The sequence below is a fragment of the Streptomyces sp. NBC_00510 genome (assembly GCA_036013505.1).
Classification (GTDB): domain Bacteria; phylum Actinomycetota; class Actinomycetes; order Streptomycetales; family Streptomycetaceae; genus Actinacidiphila.
Genome location: CP107851.1, coordinates 1579348 through 1601384, shown reverse-complemented (window position 1 = coordinate 1601384; position 22037 = coordinate 1579348). Strand labels below are relative to the sequence as shown.

General features: G+C 73.5%; 23 protein-coding genes. 11 read left to right on the top strand and 12 right to left on the bottom strand.

What is annotated here, in order from left to right; genetic code table 11:
* The first annotated feature begins 175 nt into the window (after positions 1-175).
* The gene (locus OG937_07110; protein WUD71475.1) at positions 176-670 is read left to right on the top strand and encodes a hypothetical protein; all 495 of its coding nucleotides are present in this window, start codon (positions 176-178) and stop codon (positions 668-670) included.
* Positions 657-986: a YkvA family protein gene (locus tag OG937_07105; protein WUD71474.1), complete on the top strand. Its 330-nt coding sequence runs from the start codon at positions 657-659 to the stop codon at positions 984-986. Before OG937_07110 ends, OG937_07105 begins: the two co-directional genes overlap by 14 nt.
* Positions 987-1011: 25 nt before the next feature.
* Here OG937_07105 and OG937_07100 read toward each other — a convergent pair whose 3' ends face one another.
* From OG937_07100 to OG937_07090, 3 genes are all read right to left on the bottom strand, one after another.
* Entirely contained in the window at positions 1012-2469 is a 1458-nt protein-coding gene (locus OG937_07100; protein ID WUD71473.1) for an ATP-binding protein, read from the bottom strand.
* Positions 2466-4124, bottom strand: coding sequence for an FAD-dependent oxidoreductase (locus OG937_07095; protein ID WUD71472.1), 1659 nt, complete (start codon positions 4122-4124; stop codon positions 2466-2468). The genes OG937_07100 and OG937_07095 overlap by 4 nt, the downstream gene beginning before the upstream one ends.
* 145 nt (positions 4125-4269) lie before the next feature.
* Entirely contained in the window at positions 4270-4626 is a 357-nt protein-coding gene (locus tag OG937_07090; GenBank protein WUD71471.1) for a DUF427 domain-containing protein, read from the bottom strand.
* 160 nt (positions 4627-4786) lie between these two features.
* Here OG937_07090 and OG937_07085 point away from each other — a divergent pair, with 160 nt between their 5' ends.
* Positions 4787-5290 carry a hypothetical protein gene (locus OG937_07085; GenBank protein WUD71470.1) on the top strand — a complete coding sequence of 168 codons (504 nt, stop codon included), beginning with the start codon at positions 4787-4789 and terminating at the stop codon, positions 5288-5290.
* A 164-nt stretch (positions 5291-5454) separates the two neighbouring features.
* Here the strand turns inward: OG937_07085 and OG937_07080 are convergent, their stop codons facing one another.
* From OG937_07080 to OG937_07065, 4 genes are all read right to left on the bottom strand, one after another.
* Complete coding sequence (locus OG937_07080) at positions 5455-6234, bottom strand: endo alpha-1,4 polygalactosaminidase (GenBank protein ID WUD78655.1); 780 nt, start codon at positions 6232-6234, stop codon at positions 5455-5457.
* A 148-nt stretch (positions 6235-6382) separates the two neighbouring features.
* Positions 6383-6649 carry a hypothetical protein gene (locus OG937_07075; GenBank protein WUD71469.1) on the bottom strand — a complete coding sequence of 89 codons (267 nt, stop codon included), beginning with the start codon at positions 6647-6649 and terminating at the stop codon, positions 6383-6385.
* A 304-nt stretch (positions 6650-6953) separates the two neighbouring features.
* Positions 6954-7106 (bottom strand): hypothetical protein, encoded by a 153-nt coding sequence (locus tag OG937_07070; protein ID WUD79091.1) that lies wholly within the window; start codon positions 7104-7106, stop codon positions 6954-6956.
* Positions 7103-8494 (bottom strand): OFA family MFS transporter, encoded by a 1392-nt coding sequence (locus OG937_07065; GenBank protein WUD71468.1) that lies wholly within the window; start codon positions 8492-8494, stop codon positions 7103-7105. The genes OG937_07070 and OG937_07065 overlap by 4 nt, the downstream gene beginning before the upstream one ends.
* Positions 8495-8825: 331 nt before the next feature.
* Between OG937_07065 and OG937_07060 the strand changes: the two genes are divergently transcribed.
* From OG937_07060 to OG937_07050, 3 genes are all read left to right on the top strand, one after another.
* Complete coding sequence (locus tag OG937_07060; protein WUD71467.1) at positions 8826-10358, top strand: GMC family oxidoreductase N-terminal domain-containing protein; 1533 nt, start codon at positions 8826-8828, stop codon at positions 10356-10358.
* Positions 10359-10450: 92 nt separating this feature from the next.
* A complete protein-coding gene (locus tag OG937_07055; protein WUD71466.1) occupies positions 10451-12241 on the top strand; it encodes a SpoIIE family protein phosphatase in 1791 nt (596 codons plus the stop codon).
* Positions 12242-12247: 6 nt separating this feature from the next.
* Entirely contained in the window at positions 12248-13093 is an 846-nt protein-coding gene (locus tag OG937_07050; protein WUD71465.1) for a GNAT family N-acetyltransferase, read from the top strand.
* 69 nt (positions 13094-13162) lie between these two features.
* Here the strand turns inward: OG937_07050 and OG937_07045 are convergent, their stop codons facing one another.
* The gene (locus tag OG937_07045) at positions 13163-13939 is read right to left on the bottom strand and encodes a chitosanase (protein ID WUD78654.1); all 777 of its coding nucleotides are present in this window, start codon (positions 13937-13939) and stop codon (positions 13163-13165) included.
* Positions 13940-14268: 329 nt separating this feature from the next.
* Here OG937_07045 and OG937_07040 point away from each other — a divergent pair, with 329 nt between their 5' ends.
* Positions 14269-16419 carry a SpoIIE family protein phosphatase gene (locus OG937_07040; protein WUD71464.1) on the top strand — a complete coding sequence of 717 codons (2151 nt, stop codon included), beginning with the start codon at positions 14269-14271 and terminating at the stop codon, positions 16417-16419.
* 91 nt (positions 16420-16510) lie between these two features.
* On the opposite strand, the gene ykgO is transcribed toward OG937_07040, so the two are convergent.
* Positions 16511-16633 carry a type B 50S ribosomal protein L36 gene (ykgO, locus tag OG937_07035; protein ID WUD71463.1) on the bottom strand — a complete coding sequence of 41 codons (123 nt, stop codon included), beginning with the start codon at positions 16631-16633 and terminating at the stop codon, positions 16511-16513.
* Positions 16634-16750: 117 nt separating this feature from the next.
* Between ykgO and OG937_07030 the strand changes: the two genes are divergently transcribed.
* Positions 16751-17269 carry a DUF1003 domain-containing protein gene (locus OG937_07030; GenBank protein ID WUD71462.1) on the top strand — a complete coding sequence of 173 codons (519 nt, stop codon included), beginning with the start codon at positions 16751-16753 and terminating at the stop codon, positions 17267-17269.
* Here the strand turns inward: OG937_07030 and OG937_07025 are convergent.
* Complete coding sequence (locus OG937_07025; GenBank protein WUD71461.1) at positions 17264-17566, bottom strand: hypothetical protein; 303 nt, start codon at positions 17564-17566, stop codon at positions 17264-17266. The two genes, OG937_07030 and OG937_07025, sit on opposite strands and share 6 nt — an antisense overlap.
* A gap of 23 nt (positions 17567-17589) precedes the next feature.
* Positions 17590-17781: a hypothetical protein gene (locus tag OG937_07020; protein WUD71460.1), complete on the bottom strand. Its 192-nt coding sequence runs from the start codon at positions 17779-17781 to the stop codon at positions 17590-17592.
* A gap of 208 nt (positions 17782-17989) precedes the next feature.
* Between OG937_07020 and OG937_07015 the strand changes: the two genes are divergently transcribed.
* A complete protein-coding gene (locus OG937_07015; protein WUD71459.1) occupies positions 17990-19756 on the top strand; it encodes an ABC transporter ATP-binding protein/permease in 1767 nt (588 codons plus the stop codon).
* 87 nt (positions 19757-19843) lie between these two features.
* Here the strand turns inward: OG937_07015 and OG937_07010 are convergent, their stop codons facing one another.
* Positions 19844-20077: a hypothetical protein gene (locus OG937_07010; GenBank protein ID WUD71458.1), complete on the bottom strand. Its 234-nt coding sequence runs from the start codon at positions 20075-20077 to the stop codon at positions 19844-19846.
* A 295-nt stretch (positions 20078-20372) separates the two neighbouring features.
* Here OG937_07010 and OG937_07005 point away from each other — a divergent pair, with 295 nt between their 5' ends.
* Entirely contained in the window at positions 20373-21572 is a 1200-nt protein-coding gene (locus OG937_07005; protein ID WUD71457.1) for a serine/threonine-protein phosphatase, read from the top strand.
* Positions 21573-21809: 237 nt separating this feature from the next.
* Complete coding sequence (locus tag OG937_07000) at positions 21810-21968, top strand: hypothetical protein (GenBank protein WUD71456.1); 159 nt, start codon at positions 21810-21812, stop codon at positions 21966-21968.
* Positions 21969-22037: the final 69 nt, after the last annotated feature.

The window sequence follows — 22037 nt, the reverse complement described above, 5'->3', positions numbered from 1 at the left end:
CGGTTGACTGCCGCCGCAGCAGCCGGAACCGGCTCGGGTACCGGTTCCGGCCGCTGCCACCACCATGCCCCCGTTCCCCACGCGTCCCCGCGCTTTCCGCCGCCCGGGTTGGCGTCCGGCAGAAGGGCCGGCTCCACGGGTCCCACAGATGATCTTCACGGGTTAGACTCCGCAGGTGTCCGAACTCCGCACACTGGCCCTCGGGTTCCGGCAGGCGATCGTCGACTGCCCCGACCCGGGACTGGTTTCCCTGGAGCGTTTCCCGTACGGCTCGTGCGGGGACGCCTCGATCCTCCTCGGCCAGTACCTGTACGAGAACGGCCAGGGCGTGTGGACCTACGTCAGCGCCTGGGAGAACCGCGCCTCCCACGCGTGGATCGAGAAGAACGGCCTGCGCGTCGACATCACCGCCGACCAGTTCGACGGGGTCGACGCCCCCGTGATCATCGCCTCGGGAGGTGGCTGGCACGACCGCTTCACGGTCGACCCCACCGCCTCCCACGGCGCCCTCATCGACGTCCGCGAGGACTTCGCCCGTCACGAGATGCGCGAGGCCTACCGCCGGCTGACCGGCATCATCCGGCGGCACCGTCCGTCCGGGTCAGGTACCGTTTCCGCGCACGGCGGACGGGTACACGGGAGCGAGGGAGGCAGACATGGACCTGGGTGACTGGTCGACCACGGCCCTGGTGATCGTCGCGGCGGCTGTCGTGGTGATGCTCGTGGTGGCCGTGGTGCTCGTGGTGAAGATGGCGCGGATCCGCGCCCTGCTGCGCAGCGCCGACGTGCCGCGCTCGGGCAAGCTGGCCTTCTGGGCCGCGGTGATCTACCTGGTGTGCCCGGTGGACCTGCTGCCGGATCCGATCCTCATCGACGACATCGGTGTGCTGCTGCTGGCCCTGCGGTCGCTGAAGAGCGCGGCCGACGGACAGCTGCCCGTCGGCCGCGACCGCGCCCGGACGCTCCCGAAGAGCCCCGTGGCCTGACCCGCCCCGCGGTCCGGGGGAGGGCTCAGCCCGTCCGCTCCGCGTCCCCCGGCTGCCTCTCGGGCTGGGCGACCGGCAGGCACACGGTGAAGCGCGTGTCGCCGGGGCTCGACGCGACCCGGATGTCGCCGTGGTGCTTGTTGACCACGATGCGGTACGAGATGTCCAGGCCCAAGCCGGTGCCCTCGCCCACCGGCTTGGTGGTGAAGAACGGCTCGAAGATCCGCGGCCGGATCTCCGGGGAGATGCCGGGACCGGTGTCGCCCACCTCCACCACCAGGCGGTCCGGGCCGTCCCACGAGCTGCGCAGCGTCAGGGTGCCCGAACCGTCCATGGCGTCCAGGGCGTTGACGATGAGGTTGGTCCACACCTGGTTGAGCTCGGCGCCGTACGCCTGGATCTGCGGCAGGCTGCGGTCGTACTCCTTCACGACCCGCACCCCGCCGGGGATCTTCGCGTGGAGCATCGTGAGCGTCGCGTCGAGCAGCGCGTGGACGTCCACCGTCTGCTGCGGCGCCCGGTCGAGCTGCGAGTACTGCTTCGCGGCCCCCACCAGTCCGGAGATCCTGGTGACGGCGTCGTCGATCTCGCCCATGAGCAGTTCGGTGTCGAGGGTGTACGTGAGCCAGCGGATCGCCGCCTCCAGCCGGTCCTCGCCGACCGCGTCGACCACGGAGTCCAGCCACTCGGCGTCCACCCCGCCCGCGACCAGCGTCGAGGACAGCTCCCAGGAGCCGTTGACGCCGTGGTCCTCGAGCCAGTCCGTCAGCTCGTCCTCGGCGTCGGCCGCCTCCAGCGCCGACCGCTCGGGCGCCGACGCCATGCGCTTGATCGCGGCGTCCTGCAGCTCGACCAGCTGGTGCAGCTGCCGGGTGTCGAGCCGGCCGTCCGCGATCATCGCCAGCTTGTGCCGCATGCCGGCCACCCGGTCGCGCAGCGCCGAGGTGGCGCGCACCGCGGCGGCGGCCGGATTGTTCAGCTCATGGGTGAGCCCGGCGGACAGCGAGCCCAGCGCCAGCAGCCGCTCGCGCTCCCCGACGATCGTGTTCTGCTTGCGGTAGCCGAAGAACGCCCCCTCCAGCAGGTGCACCGCCATCGGGAACCACGAGCGCATCGCCCCGGCGAACTCCTCGGCCGGGATCACGAAGAACTCGCAGTCGGTGACCGCCTTCAGCGAGTTGGGGTACGTCTGCTCCACCCGGTCCCCGAGGTACGCCTGCGTCGCCCCGGCGTACACGCCGCGCAGGTCGGTGCGGTTGACCTCCACCACGTCGCCGTGGACCAGGCGGCCCAGCGACACCGTGCCGCTGAGCAGCACGTAGAAGCAGGTCGCCGGATCGCCCTCGGCGTAGACGGGGTTGTTCGCCGGGACCCGCTCCACCCGGCCCTGTTCGCCCAGCCAGTCCAGTTCCTTCTCGCCGAGCGACTCGAACAGGAACAGGGTCCGCAGCTGCTCCGGCCCGAGCCGGTCCGTCGTGGTCACTGCGCCTCCAGATATCGGTGCACCAGGGATACGGCCATCGCGCCCTCGCCGACCGCGGAGGCCACCCGCTTGACCGACTCCGCCCGCACGTCACCGGCGGCGAAGACACCCGGCACGCTGGCCTCCAGGTGGTACGGGTCACGGGGGAGCGGCCAGCCCGCGGGCCGCTTGCCGCCGCCGATCAGGTCCGGGCCGGTGACCACGAAGCCGCGCCGGTCCCGCTCCACGACACCCTCCAGCCAGTCCGTGCGGGGTTCGGCGCCGATGAAGACGAACAGGAACGAGGCGTCGACGGTGGTCACCGTGCCGGTCTTCGCGTCGCGGAGCATCAGTTGCTCCAGGTGGTCGCCGCCCTTGCCGCCGACGACCTCGGTGCAGGGGCTGACCTTGATGTTGTCGATGGCCGCGATCTGGTCGATCAGGTACTGCGACATCGAACGCTGCAGGTCCGCGCCGCGGATCAGCAGGTGGACCCGGCACGCGTTGCGGGAGAAGTAGACGGCCGCCTGCCCGGCCGAGTTGGCCCCGCCGACGATGTAGACCTCCTGGCCCGCGCAGTTCATGGCCTCGGTCATCGCCGAGCCGTAGAAGACCCCGGCGCCGGTGAACTCCGCCAGCCCCGGCGCTTCGAGCCGCCGGTAGGACACCCCGGTCGCCAGCACCACCGTGTGCGCCGCGATGGAGGAGCCGTCACCGAAGGACAGCACCCTCCCGCTGCCCACCGCCTCCAGCGCGACCACCTCCCGGGTGCTGAGGATCTCCGCCCCGAACTTCGTCGCCTGCCGGCGGGCCCGGTCGGTCAGCTGGGCGCCGGAGACGCCGTCCGGGAAGCCGAGGTAGTTCTCGATGCGGCTGCTCTGCCCCGCCTGGCCGCCGGTCGCCCGGCGTTCCACCAGCACCGTGCGCAGACCCTCGGACGCGCCGTACACCGCCGCGCCCAGCCCCGCCGGGCCGCCGCCGACCACCACCAGGTCGTAGAAGTCGGAGGCCGGGACGGTGCTCAGCCCCACGTGGGCGGCGAGTTCGGCCTCCGTGGGCCGCACCAGCGTCGTCCCGTCCGCGGTGACGACCAGCGGTACGTCGGCCGGCGTCAGCCCGGCCGCGGTCAGCAACTGCTCGGCCTCGGGCTCCTCCGCGGGCAGCCAGCGGTAGGGCACCAGGTTGCGGGTGAGGAAGTCACGCACCTTGAACGAGGGCGCCGACCAGCGGTGGCCGACCACGCGGGTCTCGGACGCCGTCGGGTCCGGCGTGGTGATCCACGCGTCGAGCAGGGTGTCGATCACCGGGTAGAGGTTCTCCTCCGGCGGACTCCACGGCTTCAGCAGGTAGTGGTCGAGGTCGACGATGTTGATGGCGTCGATGGCCGCGCTGGTGTCGGCGTACGCAGTCAGCAGCACACGGCGGGCCAGCGGGAAGAGGTCCATCGCCGCCTCGAGGAACTCCACCCCGTTCATCTTCGGCATGCGGTAGTCGGCGAGCATCACCGCGAGTTGTTCCCCTCGCAGCTTGATCTCCCGCAGCGCGCTCAGGGCCTCGTCCCCGGAGGTGGCGCGCACCACCCGGTAGCGGTCCCCGTACCTGCGGCGGATGTCCCGGGCCACGGCGCGGGACACGGCCGGATCGTCGTCGACGGTCAGGATCGTCGGATTCGCCATGTGACCATCATTGCTCCCCGGCGGCCGTCGTGCGCAGTAAACCGAACAGTCGTGCTTGCACCTGCGGCCGGGGACCCGCCGCAGGCCGCGGGCACGCTCCGGGACGTCGTGACGGACGGTGCGCCCCCGCGCACCGTCCGCCCGGTCAGGCGTCCTCGACGGCGACGGCGGCCACGGTGTCGTAGAAGGAGAGATGGCCCGTGATCTCGGGCACCGACGCGAGCGGCTCCTCGTAGACCCAGGCGACGTCGTTGTGGTCGCCGTACGACCAGTAGGAGGCGACGCCCTTGTAGGGGCAGGTCGTGTTGGTGTCGCTGGCGCGGAAGAGCGCGAGGTCCACGTCCTGCGGCGGGATGTAGTAGCGCACCGGCAGACCGGTCTCGTGGACCAGTACCGGCCGCCGGGTCTCGGCCACGACCTTGCCGTCGATCGTGACGGTCACGTGCTGGGTGCCGGGTACCGCGTCCACGCGGTGACCTCGGCGGCTGTCCGTGGGGGGCATGGTCTTCCCTTCCTCGGGTCCGTCCGGATCCGGTGCAACGGCGGCGGTGCCGCCGCACATTCCCCGGGCGCCCCGGGGTCCCCCGCATGCACGCATCTGCGTGACTCCGGCGGCGGTCCCCCGTTGGCCCTTCAAGATCACAGTGAAGGAGGTCCGCCCGATGAGCACCCGCCGTCACCAGAAGGGCCGCAAGCACCGCACGGTCAATCGCACACCGAGGCCCGTCGCCCCCGTCCGTACCGCCCCGGTGGCCGCACCGGTGGCCTCGCCGGTCCCGCCCGCCCCTTCCGGCACCGCGGTACCCGCCCCCGCCCCCGTCCCCGCCCCCGTCCCCGCCCCGTCCGTGCCTCCGGGAGCGTCGACCGCCCGGCCCCCGGCCCCAGCGCCAGTCCCGGTCCCGGCCCCGGCGCCTGCCCGGACGCCTGCCGCGGCCGCCGTGCCGGCTCCCGCCGAGCCCCGCCCCGAGGAGTCCGGCCTCGCCCGCACGGCGCTCAAGACCCTCCAGGAACTCCGCGCGGCCGGGAGCGACGGGACGACCATCGACGCCCTGAGCGCCAGCGTCGGCTACCAGCCCGCGACCATCGCACGGCACATCGACAGCCTCGCCGCCCACCACCTGGTCCACCAGCGGGACGGCCGCTGGTACGCCGTGGTCACGTCATGACCGCGGGCGTGGCGGCCGGCCGGTGGCGCGCTCCCCGCAGAGGTCCACGACGCTGAACCCCAGGCGCCGGTGGGTACCGATCGCCGTCGTCCGCCACGCCCACACCGAGCGCGCCGCCGTCCTGCCCTGCCTGACGGGTCCGGCAGCGGGCCCTGGCGCGGCGGTCAGCAGGTGCGGAAGACGTGGCCCGGCTCCCCGGCGGGCGCGACGTCGCGGTCGCGGAGCACCACCGCGAGGCGGGCGCCCCAGCGGCGGCAGGTCGCCGTGAAGTCGGCGGCGTCGTACGCCACGACGAGGACGCGGCCGTCGTACGCGGAGGCGTACCGGCCGCACTCGTCGTACGCGCCGCACTCCTCGGCGACCGCGAAGTCGAAGCCGATGGCGGCACGGCGGGGGAGGAGCTCGGCGGTGTTCTTCTGGGCGACGGCCAGCCCCGCCGCATGGGCGCGTGCGGCGAGCAGCCGGGCGAACGCGGCGTTGTCGGCCGCCGTGAGCAGGCCGTCGGAGCGCTCGAAGGAGTCGAGGTTGTCGGGCTCGACCGCCTGGAACCCGCGCCGCGCGCAGTCGTCGATCCAGGCGCCGACGATCTCCGCCAGCGCCGTCCGCCCGGCGGCGGTGGAGGTGTCCAGCAACGCCTCGTCCCACTCGTCGTCCATGACGAGCCCGCCGTCCCCGTCGCGCAGCAGCAGGCCCGGATTCCGGGCGCGCCACCGGGACAGCTCGCCGGGCTGGGCCTGGAAGGCGTTGACGTAGCAGACCGAGTAGACGCCCGGGGCGGGCCGGTCCGCGCGGTCGCGGGAGACCACGCGCACGCCCTTCGGCGGCGGATAGCCGCCGCCGATCTGGTAGTCGAAGGACGCCCCCGCCTCCGGCGGCACCACACGCGGGGCGGCGGAGGGGCGGTCGCCGGTGCCGCACCCGGTGGTCAGCGCCAGGGCGGCCACGACGGCGGCGAGGGCGGCGGGGACGGCACGCGGTGCCGCGCATGGGTCGGGGAAGGGCACACGCGCTCCTGGACGGCGAAGGCCGGGCGGGGGAGCACCATCCTCCCGTCCGGCCCCGTGGTGCCCTCGGCCGGGTCCGCGCCGCGGCTCACATGAAGCCGCCGCCGGTCCAGTGGGTGCCGGTGAGCCACACGAGCGCGATGAGCGTGTCGATCGCGCCCAGGACGACGGCGATCAGCGGGAGCACCGGCTTGGCGCCGCGGAAGATGCGGCCCATGGCGAGCCAGCCGCACACGACCGCGGCCGGGCCGAGGACGATGCCGAGAACGAAGAATCCGGCGACCGCGCAGATCAGGCCGACGACGCCCAGGGTGTCGGGGCTCGCGCCGGTACGGGTACCGCTGCTGTGGGGCATGGTTCCTTCCTCCGTGGGTCGGCGCCCGCTCCGCGGCACGGAACGGGCGGTCCTCTACGGGGTCCGGATACCCCCGTCCGGCACGCTCAGCACCCGTCGGGGCGGCCACGGCCCGCCGCCCGCGGACCCGTTGCGCCACGGGTTTCGCCGCCAAGCCGATGGTCGCCGCCCGGCGGGTCCTCCCCGACCGTGCCTTCGACGCCCTCGTCCGCCGTGCCGGCGGGGTCGGCGCGTGACGGGGCCGCCCGGTCCGTGCGGACGGGGCGGCCCGTGGCGGGAGCCGGCGGTGAAGCCGGTCAGCCGGTCAGCCGGTGAACAACTGCTTGAGCTTCAGGCCGAGTTCGTAGACGCCGTAGGCGAAGGGCGCGCCGACCCACAGCCAGGCGACGACCATGAGCGGCAGCCGGCCGCCCCCGGCGGAGGCGTCGGCGGTGGGCGCGGGGTTCGGGGCGGTCATCGGACGGCTCCTTGCGACTCGGGTCCGGTCGTGGCCTTGGGCTCGGCGGACGGTCCGTCATGGTGGCGCGGATGGACCGGTCGTACCAGCTCGTTGGCGACGAAGCCGATCACCAGCAGCACCATCATGATGACGAAGGACGTGGAGTAGAGGTCGGGTCCCGTCCGTCCCGCCGACTTCTCGTGGTCGGCGATCGCGTTCACGATCAGCGGCCCGAGCACGCCGGCCGTGGACCAGGCGGTCAGCAGCCGTCCGTGGATCGCGCCCACCTGGTACGTCCCGAAGAGGTCCTTGAGGTAGGCGGGCACGGTGGCGAACCCGCCGCCGTAGAAGGACAGGATGACGGCGGCGGCGATGATGAACAGCGGCTTGGAGTCGTCGCCGAGCAGGGCGATGAGCAGGTACAGCAGCGCCCCCGCGCCGAGGTAGAGGCGGTAGATGTTCTTCCGCCCGACCAGGTCGGAGGTGGAGGACCAGGTGATCCGGCCGAGCATGTTGCCCAGCGACAGCAGGCCGACGAAACCGGCGGCGGCGGTGGCCGTCACCGGGGTGGAGGTGTTCGCGAAGAAGTCGGTGATCATCGGCGCGGCCTTCTCCAGGATGCCGATGCCCGCCGTCACGTTCATGCAGAGCACCACCCACAGGCACCAGAACTGCGGGGTGCGCAGCGCGTTGCGCGCCGACACCTGCGCGGTGGTGACGAGCGGGCGCACGGCGTCGGTCGCCGGGGTCCAGCCGGCCGGCCGCCAGTCGTCCGCGGGGACCCGGACCAGCAGCACCCCGAAGCTCATGAAGACCGCGTAGACCAGGCCCATCACCAGGAAGGTCTGCCCGATGCCGGAGGAGTCGGCGCCGAAGGAGGACAGCAACTGCGTCGACCAGGGCGACGCGATGAGCGCGCCGCCGCCGAAGCCCATGATGGCGATGCCCGTGGCGAGCCCGGGCCTGTCGGGGAACCACTTGATGAGCGTGGAGACCGGCGAGATGTAGCCGATGCCGAGGCCTATGCCGCCGACGAGGCCGTAACCGAGGACGATCAGCCAGTACTGGCGCGTGGCGGCGCCCAGGGCCGAGATGAGGAAACCGGAGGAGAAGCAGAGGGCCGAGACGCACATGGCCCACCGGGGCCCGTTGCGCTCGACGAGCGTGCCGCCGAACGCGGCCGACAGCCCGAGCATGACGATCGCGAGCTGGAACGGCAGCGCGGACTGGGTGCCGCTCAGCCCGAGCGAGGACTCCAGCGGGGGTTTGAACACGCTCCAGGCGTACGCCTGCCCGATGGCGAGGTGGATGGAGAGTGCGGCCGGCGGTACCAGCCAGCGGCTCCAGCCCGGCGGTGCGATGGTGCGGGCACGGGTGAGGACGTCGGGTACGCCCGTTGACGCCATGGCGAGTACCTCCGTGAGGGGACATGATCCCGTGGACCGTACAACTTTCATTCATCCCTGGGTAGGGCGTCGGACGATGAACTTGCCCCGGCGGCGGGCGAGTCCGGACTCCGCACGGTATCCGGCCCTTCCTCGGCGGACCGGCGCCCGCAGGCGCGGCTCACGGCCCGAGCGGACATGGGGGATTCGGCTGGATCCGTCCATATCAATTCGTAATAGGGGCGATAACGGATGCTCTGTCCGGCTATGAGTGGTTGGCGTTATCGTGTCCGGTGTTAGCCGATTCGGGCTATCACCGGAAACGCCGGACGTGGCCGGTCAGAGGTGACCCATGCATGCGATAACGGACAGCTACGACTACGTGGTCGTCGGCGGCGGCACCGCGGGCAGCGTGCTCGCCGCGCGCCTCTCCGAACGAGGCGGCGCACGCGTGCTCCTGCTGGAGGCGGGCGGCGACCGGCCACCGGCCGCGGCGGCGTCGCCGCCCGCCTGGCCGACGCCGCTCGGGACGCAGTCGAACTGGGGCGACACCACCGTCCGGCAGTCGGCGACGGGCACCACCACCCCCCTCGCGCGCGGCCGCGGCCTGGGCGGCGGGTCCACCATCAACGCCATGACCTTCGTGCGCGGTCACCACTCCGGCTACGACGCGTGGACCGCGGGCGGCGCGAAGGGCTGGGGCTTCGACGACCTGCTCCCGTACTTCAAGCGCAGCGAGAACGCCCCCGGGCGGGACCCCGTGCTGCGCGGCGTCGGCGGCCCCTTGACCGTGGGGCCCGCCGGCCCGCCCCATCCGGTCGTGGCCGCGCTCCTGACGGCGGCGACCCAGACCGGGTACCGGCGGGCGGCGGACATCTCCGGCGGTCTGGAGGAGGGCTTCGGCTGGAGCGACCTCAACATCGTCGGAGGCCGGCGGCAGAGCGCCGCCGACGCCTACCTCACCCCCGCCCGGCACCGCCCCAACCTGACCGTGGTGACCGGTGCCCTGGTCCACCGCCTGCTCCTGCGCGACGGCCGGTGCGTCGGGGTGGAGTACGGGCACGCCGACCGCACCGGCACCCGCACCGTCGCGGTCGGGTGCCGCGGCGAGGTCGTGCTCACCGCGGGCACCATCGGTACGGCGCAGTTGCTGATGCTCTCCGGCGTCGGCCCGAAGGCGCACCTGCGGGACATGGGCATCGACGTCGCCCTCGACCTGCCGGGCGTCGGGACGAACCTGCACGACCACCCCCTGGCCGCCGTCGTCCACCGCGCCGCCCGGCCCGTTCCGCCCGGGACCGACAACCACGGCGAGGCCGTCGGCCTGGTCCGCAGCCGGCTCGGCATCCGCGACCCCGACGTGCAGGTGCTCCTGGTCGGCGCGCCGGGAGACCCGCCGGCGCCGGACGTGCCGGACGGGCAGGGGTACCGGATCGCGGTCTCCCCGATGCGGCCGTACAGCCGCGGCTCCGTACGGCTCGCGAGCGCCGCACCGGGCGTCCTGCCGCTGGTGGACCCGGACTACTACGGCGACGAACGCGACCTGACCACGATGGTCGAAGCGCTCTTCCTGGCACGGGAGATCGGCCGGGCGCGCGCCCTCGACGGATGGCGTGCGCACGAGGTCTCGCCCGGCCCCGACGTCAAGGACGACGCCGGCCTGCGGGCGTACGCGCGCAGCACCCTGGCCTCGTACATGCACCCCGTCGGCACGTGCCGGATCGGCATCGACGACCTCGCCGTCGTCGACACGGACCTGCGCGTGCACGGCATCGACGGCCTCCGGATCGCCGACGCCTCCGTGATGCCCGCCATCCCCTCGGGCAACATCGCCGCCACGGTCTACGCCATCGCCGAACGCGCGGCGGACCTCCTCAGGCGCTAGCCAGCCCCCCCTCGGCCCGGATCCGGCCACCCTCACCGGCCGGATCCGGGCGCCCGCACATCCCCGCAGCCCAGACGAAGGACCGACGCGACATGGCATCACCCGCACCGATCGACCTGGCCGGCCTCCTCCAGCGGGTGGTGGGCGTCACCGGGGCGGCGCTGGGGTCCCCCCTCGCCCCCTCGGCGATCGGCCTCGCCCTCTGGAACACCGACCTGCGGTGCACGTGGGTCAACGACTCGCTCGAGGACTATGACGGCATCCCGCGGGAGCGACGGCTGGGACGCCGCCCGGACGCGGCGCTGCCCGCCGGGGCACGCGCGCTGGAGGCGGTGATGCGCCAGGTGCTCGCGACGGGCACTCCCGTCGCGGGCCGCGAGTACCTCGTGCCGGCGGTGGACGGCGTGCGCCGCGAGGGGGCGTACTCCGTCTCCTGCATCCGCCTGGAGGACGCGGCGGGCCGGCCGATGGGCGTGTGCCTGGTCGTCCTGCGGATCACGGGCGGGCACCGGCCCGGCGACCGCCTGGCGCTGCTCGGCGAGGCCGGTGCCCGCGTCGGCACCACCCTGGACGTCATGCGCACCGCGCAGGAACTGGCCGCGTTCACCGTCTCGTGCCTCGCCGACTACGTCACGGTCGACCTCGCGGACACCCTGCGGCTCGGTGAGGAGCCGCTGTCCCGGCTCGGCCCGGACGGCGACTACCTGCCGGTGTTCCGCCGGGCGGGACTGGCCTCGGTCCGCGAGGGCGCGCCCGAGGCGGTCTCCCGGGTGGGCGACGTGGTGTACGTGCCGTCGTCCTCGCCCCTCAAGCGCGTGCTGTCCACCGGCCGCTCGCTGCTCGAACCGGTCCTGGACACCGCCTCCGCGTGGCTCAGCCGGGACCCGGCACGGGCCGGGAAGATCGACGAGTTCGGGATGCACTCGCTGATGATCCTGCCGCTCAGGGCCCACGGCGTCGTCCTGGGGGTGGTGTTGTTCCTGCGCACCGACGACCCGCGGCCGTTCGACGAGGACGACCTGCTGTTCGCCGAGGAACTGGTCGCCAGGGCCGCGTTGAGCCTGGACAACGCACGCCGCTACACGCACGAGCGCGCCACGGCCCTCGCCCTCCAGCGGGGCCTGCTCCCGCGCCGGGTGTGCGGCGGCCCCTCCCTGGACGTGGTCTCCCGCTTCCTCCCGGCGGACCTCGAGGACGGTGTGGGCGGCGACTGGTACGACGTGATCCCGCTGCCGCGCGACCGGGTGGCGCTCGTCGTCGGCGACGTGGTCGGCCACGGCATCGACGCCGCGGCCACGATGGGCCGGCTCCGGACGGCGGTGCGGACGCTCGCCGATCTCGACCTGGCTCCGGAACAGCTCCTCGCCTACCTCGACCAGGCGATCATCCGCCTCGCCGAGGAGGAGGGCGAGGGCCTCCACACCGCCTCCGTGAGCGCCACCTGCCTGTACGCCGTCTACGACCCCGCCTCCCGCCGCTGCACCATGGCCAGGGCCGGGCACCCGCCGCCCGCCGTCCGCCACCCCGGAGGCGGCGTCACCTTCCTCGACCTGCCCAACGGCACACCGCTCGGCCTCGGGATGCCCCCGTACCAGGCCGCCGAGGTGGAACTGCCCGAGGGCAGCCTCCTCGCCCTCTACACCGACGGCCTCATCGAGGACCGCCGGCACGACGTCGACACCGGGATGGAGCGCGTGCGCCGCGCCCTCGACCGGCCCGGGCTGCGCCTTGACGACCTCTGCTCGGCGGTGCTCGGCACCCTGCCGAGCGCGACGCCCCCCGACGACGTCACCCTCCTCATCGCCCGCACCCGCGCGGTGTCCCCGGCGCCCTCGCGCCCCCGGTGCCCGGCACCGTTTCCCGGCAACCGATTCCAGAGGTAGGTCTCCATGACCGCGTTCCACGTCTCCTCCGCCGGCGCCGAGGACATCGGCCGGCTCTCCGACTGGGCCGACGACGAGGGATGGAACCCCGGCAGGTCCGACGGGCAGGCCTTCTTCCCCGCCGATCCGGCCGGCTTCCTGTTCGGGAGGCTCGACGGTGAACCCGTCGCCTCGGTCTCCGCGGTGCGCTACGGGGCCGACTTCGGGTTCGTCGGCCTCTACATCGCCCGGCCGCCCTTCCGCGGCCAGGGCTACGGGTTCCGGGTCTGGCGCGCCGGGCTCGACCACCTCGCCGGCCGCAACGTCGGCCTCGACGGGGTCGTCGCGCAGCAGGAGAACTACCGCAGGTCGGGGTTCAGCACGGCCTGGCGGAACATCCGTTACCAGGGCACGCCGTCGGGCGGGGTCATGCCCGGCGGCGTCGCCCTGATCGACGCCAGGAGCGTCGGATTCGGCGAACTGGCCCGCTACGACCGCCGGTTCTTCCCCGCCGCGCGCGACGCCTTCCTCGCCTCCTGGATCACCCTTCCGGACCGCACCGCCCTCGCGGCCGTCGCCGACGGCCGCCTGCAGGGCCTCGGGGTGCTGCGCGCCGCCCGCGGCCCGTCCCGCGTGGGGCCGCTGTACGCCTCGTCCGCGAAGGTCGCCCTCGCGCTCCTCATGGGGCTGGCCCGGACCGCACCGGGGGAGCCCCTCGTGATCGACGTCCCCGAGCCCAACGAGGCGGCCGTGCGTCTGGTGGAACACCTCGGTCTGGCACCCGCGTTCGAGGCCGCGCGCATGTACACGGGCCCGGTCCCCGACGTCGACCTGGCCGGCATGTACGGCGTCACCAGCCTGGAGCTCGGATAGGGCCAGGCACCGCTCCGGGCGGCCTCCCCCCGGTCGGGGAGGCCGCCCGGAGGGGCGTGCGCGGGGGCGTCACTGGTTGATGGTGTAACTGTCCCCGTAGACCTTCCACTTGAGCGGGGGGTTGAGGTCGAGGTTGCCGTTGTTGAGGAAGACGCGCTGCTCCGTGTCGACCCGGGTGGTGTCGCTGTGCGCCTCCTCGGTCTTCATCGCCGCCTTGCGCGCGTCGAGGAAGGCGTGGAGGTACGTCGTCTCGTCGCCGCCCTGCGCGGGGGTCCTGGCCTTGGACAGGGCGGTCCTGCGGATGCCGCCGAAGCTGACCTTGTCCTCGCCGGGGCCGTGCATCACGATCGCGTCGTAGTACGCGAACTGGCCGAGCGCGCGCAGCCCGTCCGCCTTGGCCTGCTCGACCGCGGGGTCGAAGTAGACGCGGTCGCGTTCGTCGTCCTGCGCCTGCTGGAACGCCTGGTCGGCGGCGGCGCTGCGCCAGGCGCTCTCGAAGCCGGAGCCGAGGCCGCTGTGCGAGTCGGTCCCGTTGACCCGGCGCAGTGCGGGCAGGTAGCGGGCGAGCGGGTTGCCGGGCTTGCGGTCGGTGTACAGCTCGACGAGCTCGAGCATGTCCCCGGTGCCGGAGCAGAAGCCGATGATGCCCGCGGTGTAGCCGCGGCCGTCGCCGATGTCCTCGATGTACTTGTACTGGGCCTTCCAGTCCAGCGAGGAGTTCTCGGCGCTGGACACCAGCTGCATGGCGATGTCCTTCTTGTGCGGGTCGTCGAGCCCGACGCCGGCCGCGGCGGCGGCCGGCTGCCCCGGCGCGGCCGAGGCCAGGGAGCCGACGCCGACGGCCAGGACGCCCGCGGTCAGAGCGGCGGTCGCGTAGAGGACGGCGCGCCGGCGGGGGAGGGTGCGTGCATGACGGTGTGGGGGGATCTGCACGGGTGACTCCGTGGGTCAGAAGTTAGGAAACCTTCCTAACAGAGCCACATTGAAGCACCGGGCCAGTCGAACGCCAAGAGGTTCGAACAAAAACGCCGCATGCCATCTGTCCGAAGAATCAGGGGAGTTGGCAGCCGCCGCCGGATGGGCGGACGCCTCCGCCCGGGGCCATACGTCTCCCGCATGCGCGGTTCGCGGCCCGGAGGCAGTCTGGACGGGAAGAGGCGGAGGAGGTGATACCCGTGCCGGACGGGTTCCCTTCCGCCCCGTCGCACCCCGAGGCCGGGGAGCGGACGGACCAAGGCCTGCTGGCCCCGGCGCTGTTCGCGATGATGGACGGCGTGCGGGCGCACGCGGGCGGGATCTACCTCCTCGCCCCCGGTGAGCCGGTGCTGGAGATGGCCGTCATGGCCGGCCTGCCGCGCGCCTTCGCCGCACCGTGGGAACGGGTGGGGCTGGGCGCCCCGATCCCCGTGGCGGAGGCACTGCGCGAACGCCGGCTGGTCTGGGTCGGCGGCGAGGAGGAGATGGCGCGCCGGTACCCGCGGATCGCGCTCGTCCTGCCATACCCGTTCACCCTTGCCGCGCTGCCCGTCGAGACCGCCGGCGCCGCCTTCGGCTCGGTGTTCGTCACCTGGCCGGGCGCCCATCCGCCCGAGCTGGCCGACTGGGAGCGCGAGCACCTGGTCACCGCCTGCGACCGGCTCGCCCGGCACCTGGAACACGAGGCCGCCGCGGGCCGGCCGGTCCGGCGCGGGCGGGACGTGACGATCGGCGCCCCGGTCGCCGGGGTCTCCTCGGCGGTCGAGGCGGTGCGCATGGTGGGCCGGCTGCCGGACGGACTGTGCTCCCTCGACCTCGACGGACGGGTCACCTACGCCAACGGGGCGGCGTCCCGCCGGCTGGGCGTACCGGTGCGCAAGCTGCTCGGGCACCCGCTGTGGCGGACGCTGCCCTGGCTCGACGACCCGGTGCACCAGGAACGGCACCGGGCTGCGCTGATCAGCCGGCAGCCCACCTCGTTCACCGCGTTGCGCCCACCGGGCGACTGGCTCACCTTCCAGCTCCATCCCAGCAGCAACGGCGTCAGCGTCCGCATCTCGCCGGCCCGCGGCCCGGTGGCACAGGCGCCGGTGGTGCCCGGCGGCGCGCACGGCGTGACGCAGCCCGCGGTCGGACTGGTGGCCATCTCCCACCTCGTGAACCTGTCCGGGGCACTCACGGAGGCCGTCTGCGTGCAGGACGTGATCGACCTGGTCGCCGAGGAGATCATGCCCGCGGTCGGCAGCCGGGTGGTGGCCATGGTCGCCCCGGAGGCCGGGAGGATGCGCGTGCTCGGCCACCGGGGATACCGGGATCCGTCGATCGTCGACCGGTACGACGGCATCTCGATGTCGGCGCCGGTGCCCGCCGCCCAGGTGCTGGCCGGCGGTGCGCCGGCGTTCCTGGAGTCCGAGCAGGAGATGCGGGAGCGCTTCCCCGACCGGCCTCCGGTCGCCGACGGCATGGCGGCCTGGGCCTACCTCCCGCTCATCGCCTCCGGCCGTCCCGTGGGCACCTGCGTGCTGGGATATCCCGAACCGCACCGCTTCGGGGCCGACGAGCGGGCCCTGCTGACCAGCCTCGGCGGGCTGATCGCCCAGGCCCTGGAAAGGGCGCGGCTCTACGACACCAAGCACCGGCTGGCCCACGGCCTGCAGTCCGCGCTCCTCCCGCGGACCCTGCCGGTGCTCCCCGGCCTTGAGGCGGCGGCGAGGTACCTCGCGGGCACCGAGGGCATGGACATCGGCGGCGACTTCTACGACCTGCTGTCCGTGGGGGACCGGGCGGCCGCGGTGATCGGCGACGTGCAGGGGCACAACGTCACCGCGGCGGGCCTGATGGGCCAGGTCCGCACGGCGGTCCGGGCGTACTCCGCCGTCGGGCAGTCCCCCGGCCAGGTGATGGAGTGCACCAACCGGCTGCTGCTCGACCTGGACGTCGATCTCCTCGCCAGCTGCATCTACCTGCACCTCGACCCGGACGGGCAGCGGGCGATGGCGGCGGGCGCGGGCCACCCGCCCCCCTTGCTGCGGGAACCGGGTGGCCATGTGCGGGCGCTCGACCTCGCCCAGGGCCCGCTGCTGGGCATCGACGCGGAAGCGGTCTACCGCACCGTCGAGTTCCCGTTCCCGCCGGGCTCGGTGCTCATGCTCTACACCGACGGGCTGGTCGAGTGCCCGGGGACGGACGTCGACGCCGAGCTGGCGGACCTCTCGGACCACCTCGCAGTGGCCGGCGAGCTGCCGCTGGACCGGGTCGCCGACGGTGTGCTCGCCCTCACCGCCGAGCGCCGGCGGCGCACCGACGACATCGCGCTGCTGCTGCTGCGTTCTCTGACGCCGCCCCGGTGACCCGGGTGCAGTCGCAGTCGCAGTCGCAGTCGCAGACGCGGACGAGCGCCGCGCGCCGTCGTGGGACGGTGCGCGGCGCCCGGTCCGCGGCTCAGCCCTGGCGGGCCTTGAAGCGGGGGTCCCTCTTGTTGATCACGTAGACGCGGCCGCGACGGCGGACGATCTGCGAGCCGGGGGCGTTCTTGAGGGAACGCAGCGAGGCACGTACCTTCACCGGTCGCCTCCTTTCGGACGGTTCTTGATCCGCCCATGCCAACGCAGGGAGGGCGCGGTTTCTTCCCGCCGGTTCCCGGTGCCGGGGCCCTGGAGCGCCGGGGGCAGGATGAGGGCCATGAGTTCCCCCTCCGACGGCCCCGCCGTCCCCTCGCCGCCGCGCCCGCTCGTCCGCTCCCCGCACGAGCGGGTCGTCTTCGCCCGCGGGAGGGGTGCCCAGGACCGGGTCGCGGACGCGATCACCGCCTTCGCCGGATCGATGGCCTTCGTCTACGTCCACATCGTCTGGTTCGCGGTCTGGATCCTGCTCAACCAGGGGCTCGTGGGGCCGGGCGCCGTCTTCGACCCGTACCCCTTCGGGCTGCTCACCATGATCGTCAGCCTGGAGGCGATCTTCCTCTCCACCTTCGTCATGGTCAGCCAGAACCGCCAGGCCGCCCGGGACAACATCCGCGCCGACCTCGCCTTCGAGACGAACGTGCGCTCCGAGGTCTGGACCGCGCACATAGGCCGGGCCCTGGGCCTCGACCCCGAGGAGGTCGAGCGGAACGTCCGGCAGCTCATCGCCGAGAGCCGGGCCCGGATGGAGGTCACGGCCCCGCCGGCGACGGCGGCCGCGGAGCCGCCCGCGTCATGACCCCTCGTCGTCCGGGTCCGCGCCGCCCAGCGGACCGGGGCTGGTGAAGTCCGGGCTGGAGTACCCGGGCGACTCGAAACCCGGCGACTCGAAACCGGGCTCCGCGACGACCGCGACCTCCGGCTCCGGGACCTCGTACTCCGGGATCGGCGGGGGCGGCGGTACGGCTCCGCCGTCCCCGGTGCCGGGGTCGGTGCCCGGACCGGGGCCGTCGGCCGAGGTGGAGAACCCCGGACTGCTGAAGCCCGGGCGGTGCCGTGCCGCGCCCCCGGGCGCGTCGTCTCGGCGGTACGTCATGGTCGTCCCCCTCCCCGGAGGGCTCAGCGCCGCCGCCCGCGGTACCCCGACCAGCGGGCGCCCGCGCCCGAGCCGACCCCGCCGAGGTGCGCGGCGAGCAGCGTCAGCCCGACCAGCAGCAGGCTCGTCGGCGTGAACACGGCTTCCGTCGCCGTCCCGGTGGCGTTGATGATGAACGCGACCGCGAAGACGACGGCCGCAACGATGGCCAGCATCGTCCCTCCCAGTGGTCCGGGGGCGCGCCCTCGTGCCGCCCCTTCCCCCACCGTCTGCCCCCGGACCGGCCCCCCAGTCGGCCGGGACCGGTCAGCGCCCCCCTGACGGTGTCCGTGGGAGCGCTCACAGCCTAGGATTCCGCGGTGACCGGACGATGAGCCAGTGCCGTCTCATCACCCCGCGCCCTCGTGCACCCGGAGTCCCCGCATGGCGTCGCCGCACGGCCCGCTCGACCACCGCTACCGCGGTGAGCACCCGATCCGCACCCTCGCCTACCTCTTCCGGCACGACCGCGGCCGACTGGCCCTGGCCGTGCTGGCGTTCATGGTCAAGCACACCCCGATCTGGCTGACCCCGCTGGTCACCGCGCAGATCATCGACGTCATCGTGCAACACCGGCCGCTGTCGGGCATGCTGCTCGGCACCGGCGTGCTGCTGCTGATGCTGGTCCTCAACTACCCCTTCCACCTGCTGTACGTGCGCTGCTGGTACGGCAGCGCCCGCCGCACCGGCACCCGGCTGCGCTCCGCGTTGTGTCAGCGCATGCAGCAGCTCTCCATCGGCTACCACGCGAAGGTCAACTCCGCGGTCCTGCAGACCAAGGTCATCCGGGACGTCGAGGCCATTGAGCAGGCGGTCCAGCAGACCGGCGACATGGGCCTGTCCGCGCTCGCCACGCTGCTGGGCGCGCTGGTGGTCATCGCCGTGCAGGCACCGTCCTTCCTGCCGGTCTTCCTGGTCGTCGTGCCCGCGACGTCCGCACTGGTGATGTGGCTGCGGGGGCGGCTGCGCGAGTCCAACGAATCGTTCCGCCAGGAGGTCGAGCAACTCTCCTCGCGGGTCACCGAGATGACCACCCTCATCCCCATCACCCGCGCCCACGGCCTGGAGTCCACCGCGCTGCGCCGTGTGGACGGCACGCTCAGCCAGGTCCTCACCGCGGGGCTGCGCCTGGACCGGCTCAACGGCCGCTTCGGCTCCCTCGCCTGGATCGTCCTCAACGTCCTGGGCACCTGCTGCCTGCTCGGCTCCGCGCTCGCCGCGTACCACGGCTGGCTCGGCGTCACCCCCGGCGACGTCGTCATGCTGACCACCTACTTCTCCGCCCTCACCGCAGCCGTGACCACCCTGCTCAGCCTCACCCCCGTGGTCAGCAAGGGACTGGAGTCGGTGCGTTCGGTCGGCGAGGTGCTGCAGGCGCCCGACCTCGAGCAGAACGCGGGCAAGTCCGAGGTGGCCGCCGTCCGCGGGCGGGTGGACTTCCAGGGCGTCGGGTTCACCTACGACGACGCGGCCGACCACTCGGTGCGTGACTTCTCCCTCTCCGTCCGCCCGGGTGAGACCATCGCGCTGGTGGGCGCCTCGGGGGCCGGCAAGTCGACCGTCCTCAACCTCGTCATCGGCTTCCTGCGCCCCACCGAGGGCCGGATCCTGCTGGACGGGGCGGACATGGAGACCCTGGACCTGCGCAGCTACCGCCGCTTCGTGTCCGTCGTGCCGCAGGAGTCCATCCTCTTCGAGGGCACCATCCGGGAGAACGTCGCGTACGGCATGCCGGGCGTCCCCGAGGAGGCGGTACGGGAGGCCCTGCGGGCGGCCAACGCCCTGGAGTTCGTGGAGCGGTTGCCGGCCGGTCTCGCCACGGTCGTCGGCGAGCGGGGCGCCCGGCTGTCCGGCGGCCAGAAGCAGCGCCTGGCCATCGCCCGCGCGCTGATCCGCGACCCCCGTGTGCTGGTGCTGGACGAGGCGACCTCCGCCCTCGACTCGCGCTCCGAGGCCCTCGTCCAGCAGGCGCTGGAACGTCTGGTGCGCAACCGCACCGTCTTCGTGGTGGCCCACCGGCTGTCCACCATCCGCAACGCCGACCGCATCGTCGTCATGGACGGCGGAAGGATCACGGAGGTCGGTTCGCACGAGCAACTGCTCCGCGCCGGCGGCCCGTACGCCGCGCTGCGCAGCGCCCAGACCGCCTGAGCCCGCCGGCCCGCACGCGCCCGGGGGCGCCCTCCGCGTTCGCGGAGCGGCGCCCCCGGGGGGTTTCCGTGCGGATCGGGCCGCGGGTCAGCGGCGGTGGTGGTTGACGACGTGGTGGTGACGGTGCGTCCGGTGCCCGTGCCAGCGGTGGTGATGACGCTTGCCGTGGTGGCTGTGGTGGCCGCGCCCGTGGTCACCGTGCGTGGCGTGCGTGCCGTGGGCGCGGACGGACTCCGGCGTGACGGCGCCGGCGCCCGCCGCACCGCCCAGGACGACGGCCACGGCCACACCGACCGCGGCCACGAAACGGGAAACGCGCATGGATCGACTCCTGTCTCCGCGGGTGCCGTGGGCACCCGCACGGGTGGGACACGAGAAGCGTCGGGCCTCGGGGTGCCGGTTAAGGCGCGGCACGCCCGTATTGGCACTCGATTTGCTGGAATATGACGTTCTGCGGAACCGGCGCCTGTAGGCGATCCGGGGATGCCCGCGCCGCCGCGGCATCGCGTGGCCGGGCGGAGCCGCAGGTCAGGGACGGTGCGATGTTTCGGGCACGGCGTCCGGGGCAGGTGCCCCACGTCCCGGCCCGTGGCCGGGGACGGCGCACGGACAGGTGATGGTGACGGTGGACGACACCGGCTTCGGCACCCTGCTGAGCGGGCTCCTGCAGCGCTGCCACGAGGTCGCCCCGGAGGAGTGGGGCGCCGCCCTCGCACGTGCCGCCCACCAGCTGGGCCTGGACGACGTGACGGTCCTCCTCGCCGACGTCCAGCAGTCCCGGCTCGTCCCGCTGCCGGGCGACCCGGCTCGCGGTGCGCGCCGCGCCGTGGCCGTCGACGGCACGCCCGCGGGCGCCGCCTACCGGACGGTCTCCCTGCGCCTGAGCGAGCGGGACGACCGGATCACGATGTGGCTCCCGCTCGTGGACGGCGTGGAGCGGATCGGCGTCATGGAGGTCACCTCCCGCCGGATCGACCCCGAACTGCTCGCCCGCTGCCGCGCGCTCGCCGACGTGACGAGCCTGGCGATCGCTTCCGGGACGGGGTCGAGCGACGACATGCTGCGGCTCGTCCGCAGCCGGCCGATGAGCGCCGCCGCGGAGCTGGTGTGGGCCTTCCTGCCGCCGCGGACCCTCGGCACGACCGAGGTGACCTCCAGCGCCGTGCTGGAACCCGCGTACGAGATCGGCGGCGACGCCTTCGACCACAGCCTCCAGGAGGACCACCTGCACCTGACGGTGGTCGACGCGATGGGCCACGACCTCGCCTCGGGGCTCGTGGCGGCGGTCGCGCTGGCCGGCTGCCGGGCGGCCCGGCGCGCCGGCGCCGACCTGGGCGAGATCGTCAAGTCCGTGGACGAGACCCTGGCCGAGTGGATCCCGGACCGGTTCGCGACCGCGGTCTTCGCCGACCTCGACGTCCGCAGCGGCCGGTTCGCGTGGGCGAACTGCGGGCACCCCGCGCCCCGGCTGATCCGCGCCCGGCACGTGGTCACCGGCGCCCTGGAGCGCGACGCGGACCTGCCGCTCGGCCTCGGTCCGGAGTGCGGCGGCCGCCCGCGCTCGGTCCACTCCACACGGCTGGAACCCGGTGACCGGATCCTCCTCCACACCGACGGCGTGACCGAGTCCCGCGCGGAGGGCGGCGACGAGTTCGGCGAGCGGCGCCTCACCGAGTACGTCGTGCACGCCACCGCACTGGGCGACCCCGCTCCGGAGGTCCTGCGGCGGCTCGTCCACGCGATCCTGGCGCACCGGCACGGCCGTCTCGACGACGACGCCACCGTCCTGCTCGCCGAGTGGCACCCCACCCGCTGAACACACGTGCCCGGAGCGGTTTCCACCGCGCGGCCCGGGGCAGCCGCATTCCGACGACCCACGGACCGCCCGCGTGGTGGCGGACACGGTCGGTGCCGCGGCCGTCGCGCAGCGCGACGGCCGCCGAGCGCCCGCCGGGTGTCCCCGAGAGACATGCCCTGATCGGGAATGTTATGTGGTGTAAATCACGTTCGAACGGGTATGCGGTGTCGAGAAGACCTGAGGAGGCGCCCAGCCGTGGACACACGCAACGGCCACCCGACCAGCACCCGCATCCCCCGCGACCAGCAGATACGCACCTGCCGGCCTGCTGTCGTGAAGGAAGGCCGGGGCAATCCGCCGCAGCGGGAGCCCGACAGCGGCAAGGAATGGAACATCGTCAGGGGCGAGGACTGAGGGACCCGAGCCCCCTTGTGACGGAACGGGACCACTGCCGGGCGCCGGTGGGAAGGCGGAAGCGGTCGT

Coding starts and splice junctions, on each gene's coding strand:
- OG937_07065 (WUD71468.1), bottom strand. CDS start 8,494: ATGGCGTCAACGGGCGTACCCGACGTCCTCACCCGTGCCCGCACCATC.
- OG937_07010 (WUD71458.1), bottom strand. CDS start 20,077: ATGCGCGTTTCCCGTTTCGTGGCCGCGGTCGGTGTGGCCGTGGCCGTC.
- OG937_07060 (WUD71467.1), top strand. CDS start 8,826: ATGCATGCGATAACGGACAGCTACGACTACGTGGTCGTCGGCGGCGGC.
- OG937_07055 (WUD71466.1), top strand. CDS start 10,451: ATGGCATCACCCGCACCGATCGACCTGGCCGGCCTCCTCCAGCGGGTG.
- OG937_07015 (WUD71459.1), top strand. CDS start 17,990: ATGGCGTCGCCGCACGGCCCGCTCGACCACCGCTACCGCGGTGAGCAC.
- OG937_07075 (WUD71469.1), bottom strand. CDS start 6,649: ATGCCCCACAGCAGCGGTACCCGTACCGGCGCGAGCCCCGACACCCTG.
- OG937_07090 (WUD71471.1), bottom strand. CDS start 4,626: ATGCCCCCCACGGACAGCCGCCGAGGTCACCGCGTGGACGCGGTACCC.
- OG937_07025 (WUD71461.1), bottom strand. CDS start 17,566: ATGACGTACCGCCGAGACGACGCGCCCGGGGGCGCGGCACGGCACCGC.
- OG937_07005 (WUD71457.1), top strand. CDS start 20,373: ATGGTGACGGTGGACGACACCGGCTTCGGCACCCTGCTGAGCGGGCTC.
- OG937_07085 (WUD71470.1), top strand. CDS start 4,787: ATGAGCACCCGCCGTCACCAGAAGGGCCGCAAGCACCGCACGGTCAAT.
- OG937_07095 (WUD71472.1), bottom strand. CDS start 4,124: ATGGCGAATCCGACGATCCTGACCGTCGACGACGATCCGGCCGTGTCC.
- OG937_07020 (WUD71460.1), bottom strand. CDS start 17,781: ATGCTGGCCATCGTTGCGGCCGTCGTCTTCGCGGTCGCGTTCATCATC.
- OG937_07070 (WUD79091.1), bottom strand. CDS start 7,106: ATGACCGCCCCGAACCCCGCGCCCACCGCCGACGCCTCCGCCGGGGGC.
- OG937_07105 (WUD71474.1), top strand. CDS start 657: ATGGACCTGGGTGACTGGTCGACCACGGCCCTGGTGATCGTCGCGGCG.
- OG937_07050 (WUD71465.1), top strand. CDS start 12,248: ATGACCGCGTTCCACGTCTCCTCCGCCGGCGCCGAGGACATCGGCCGG.
- OG937_07030 (WUD71462.1), top strand. CDS start 16,751: ATGAGTTCCCCCTCCGACGGCCCCGCCGTCCCCTCGCCGCCGCGCCCG.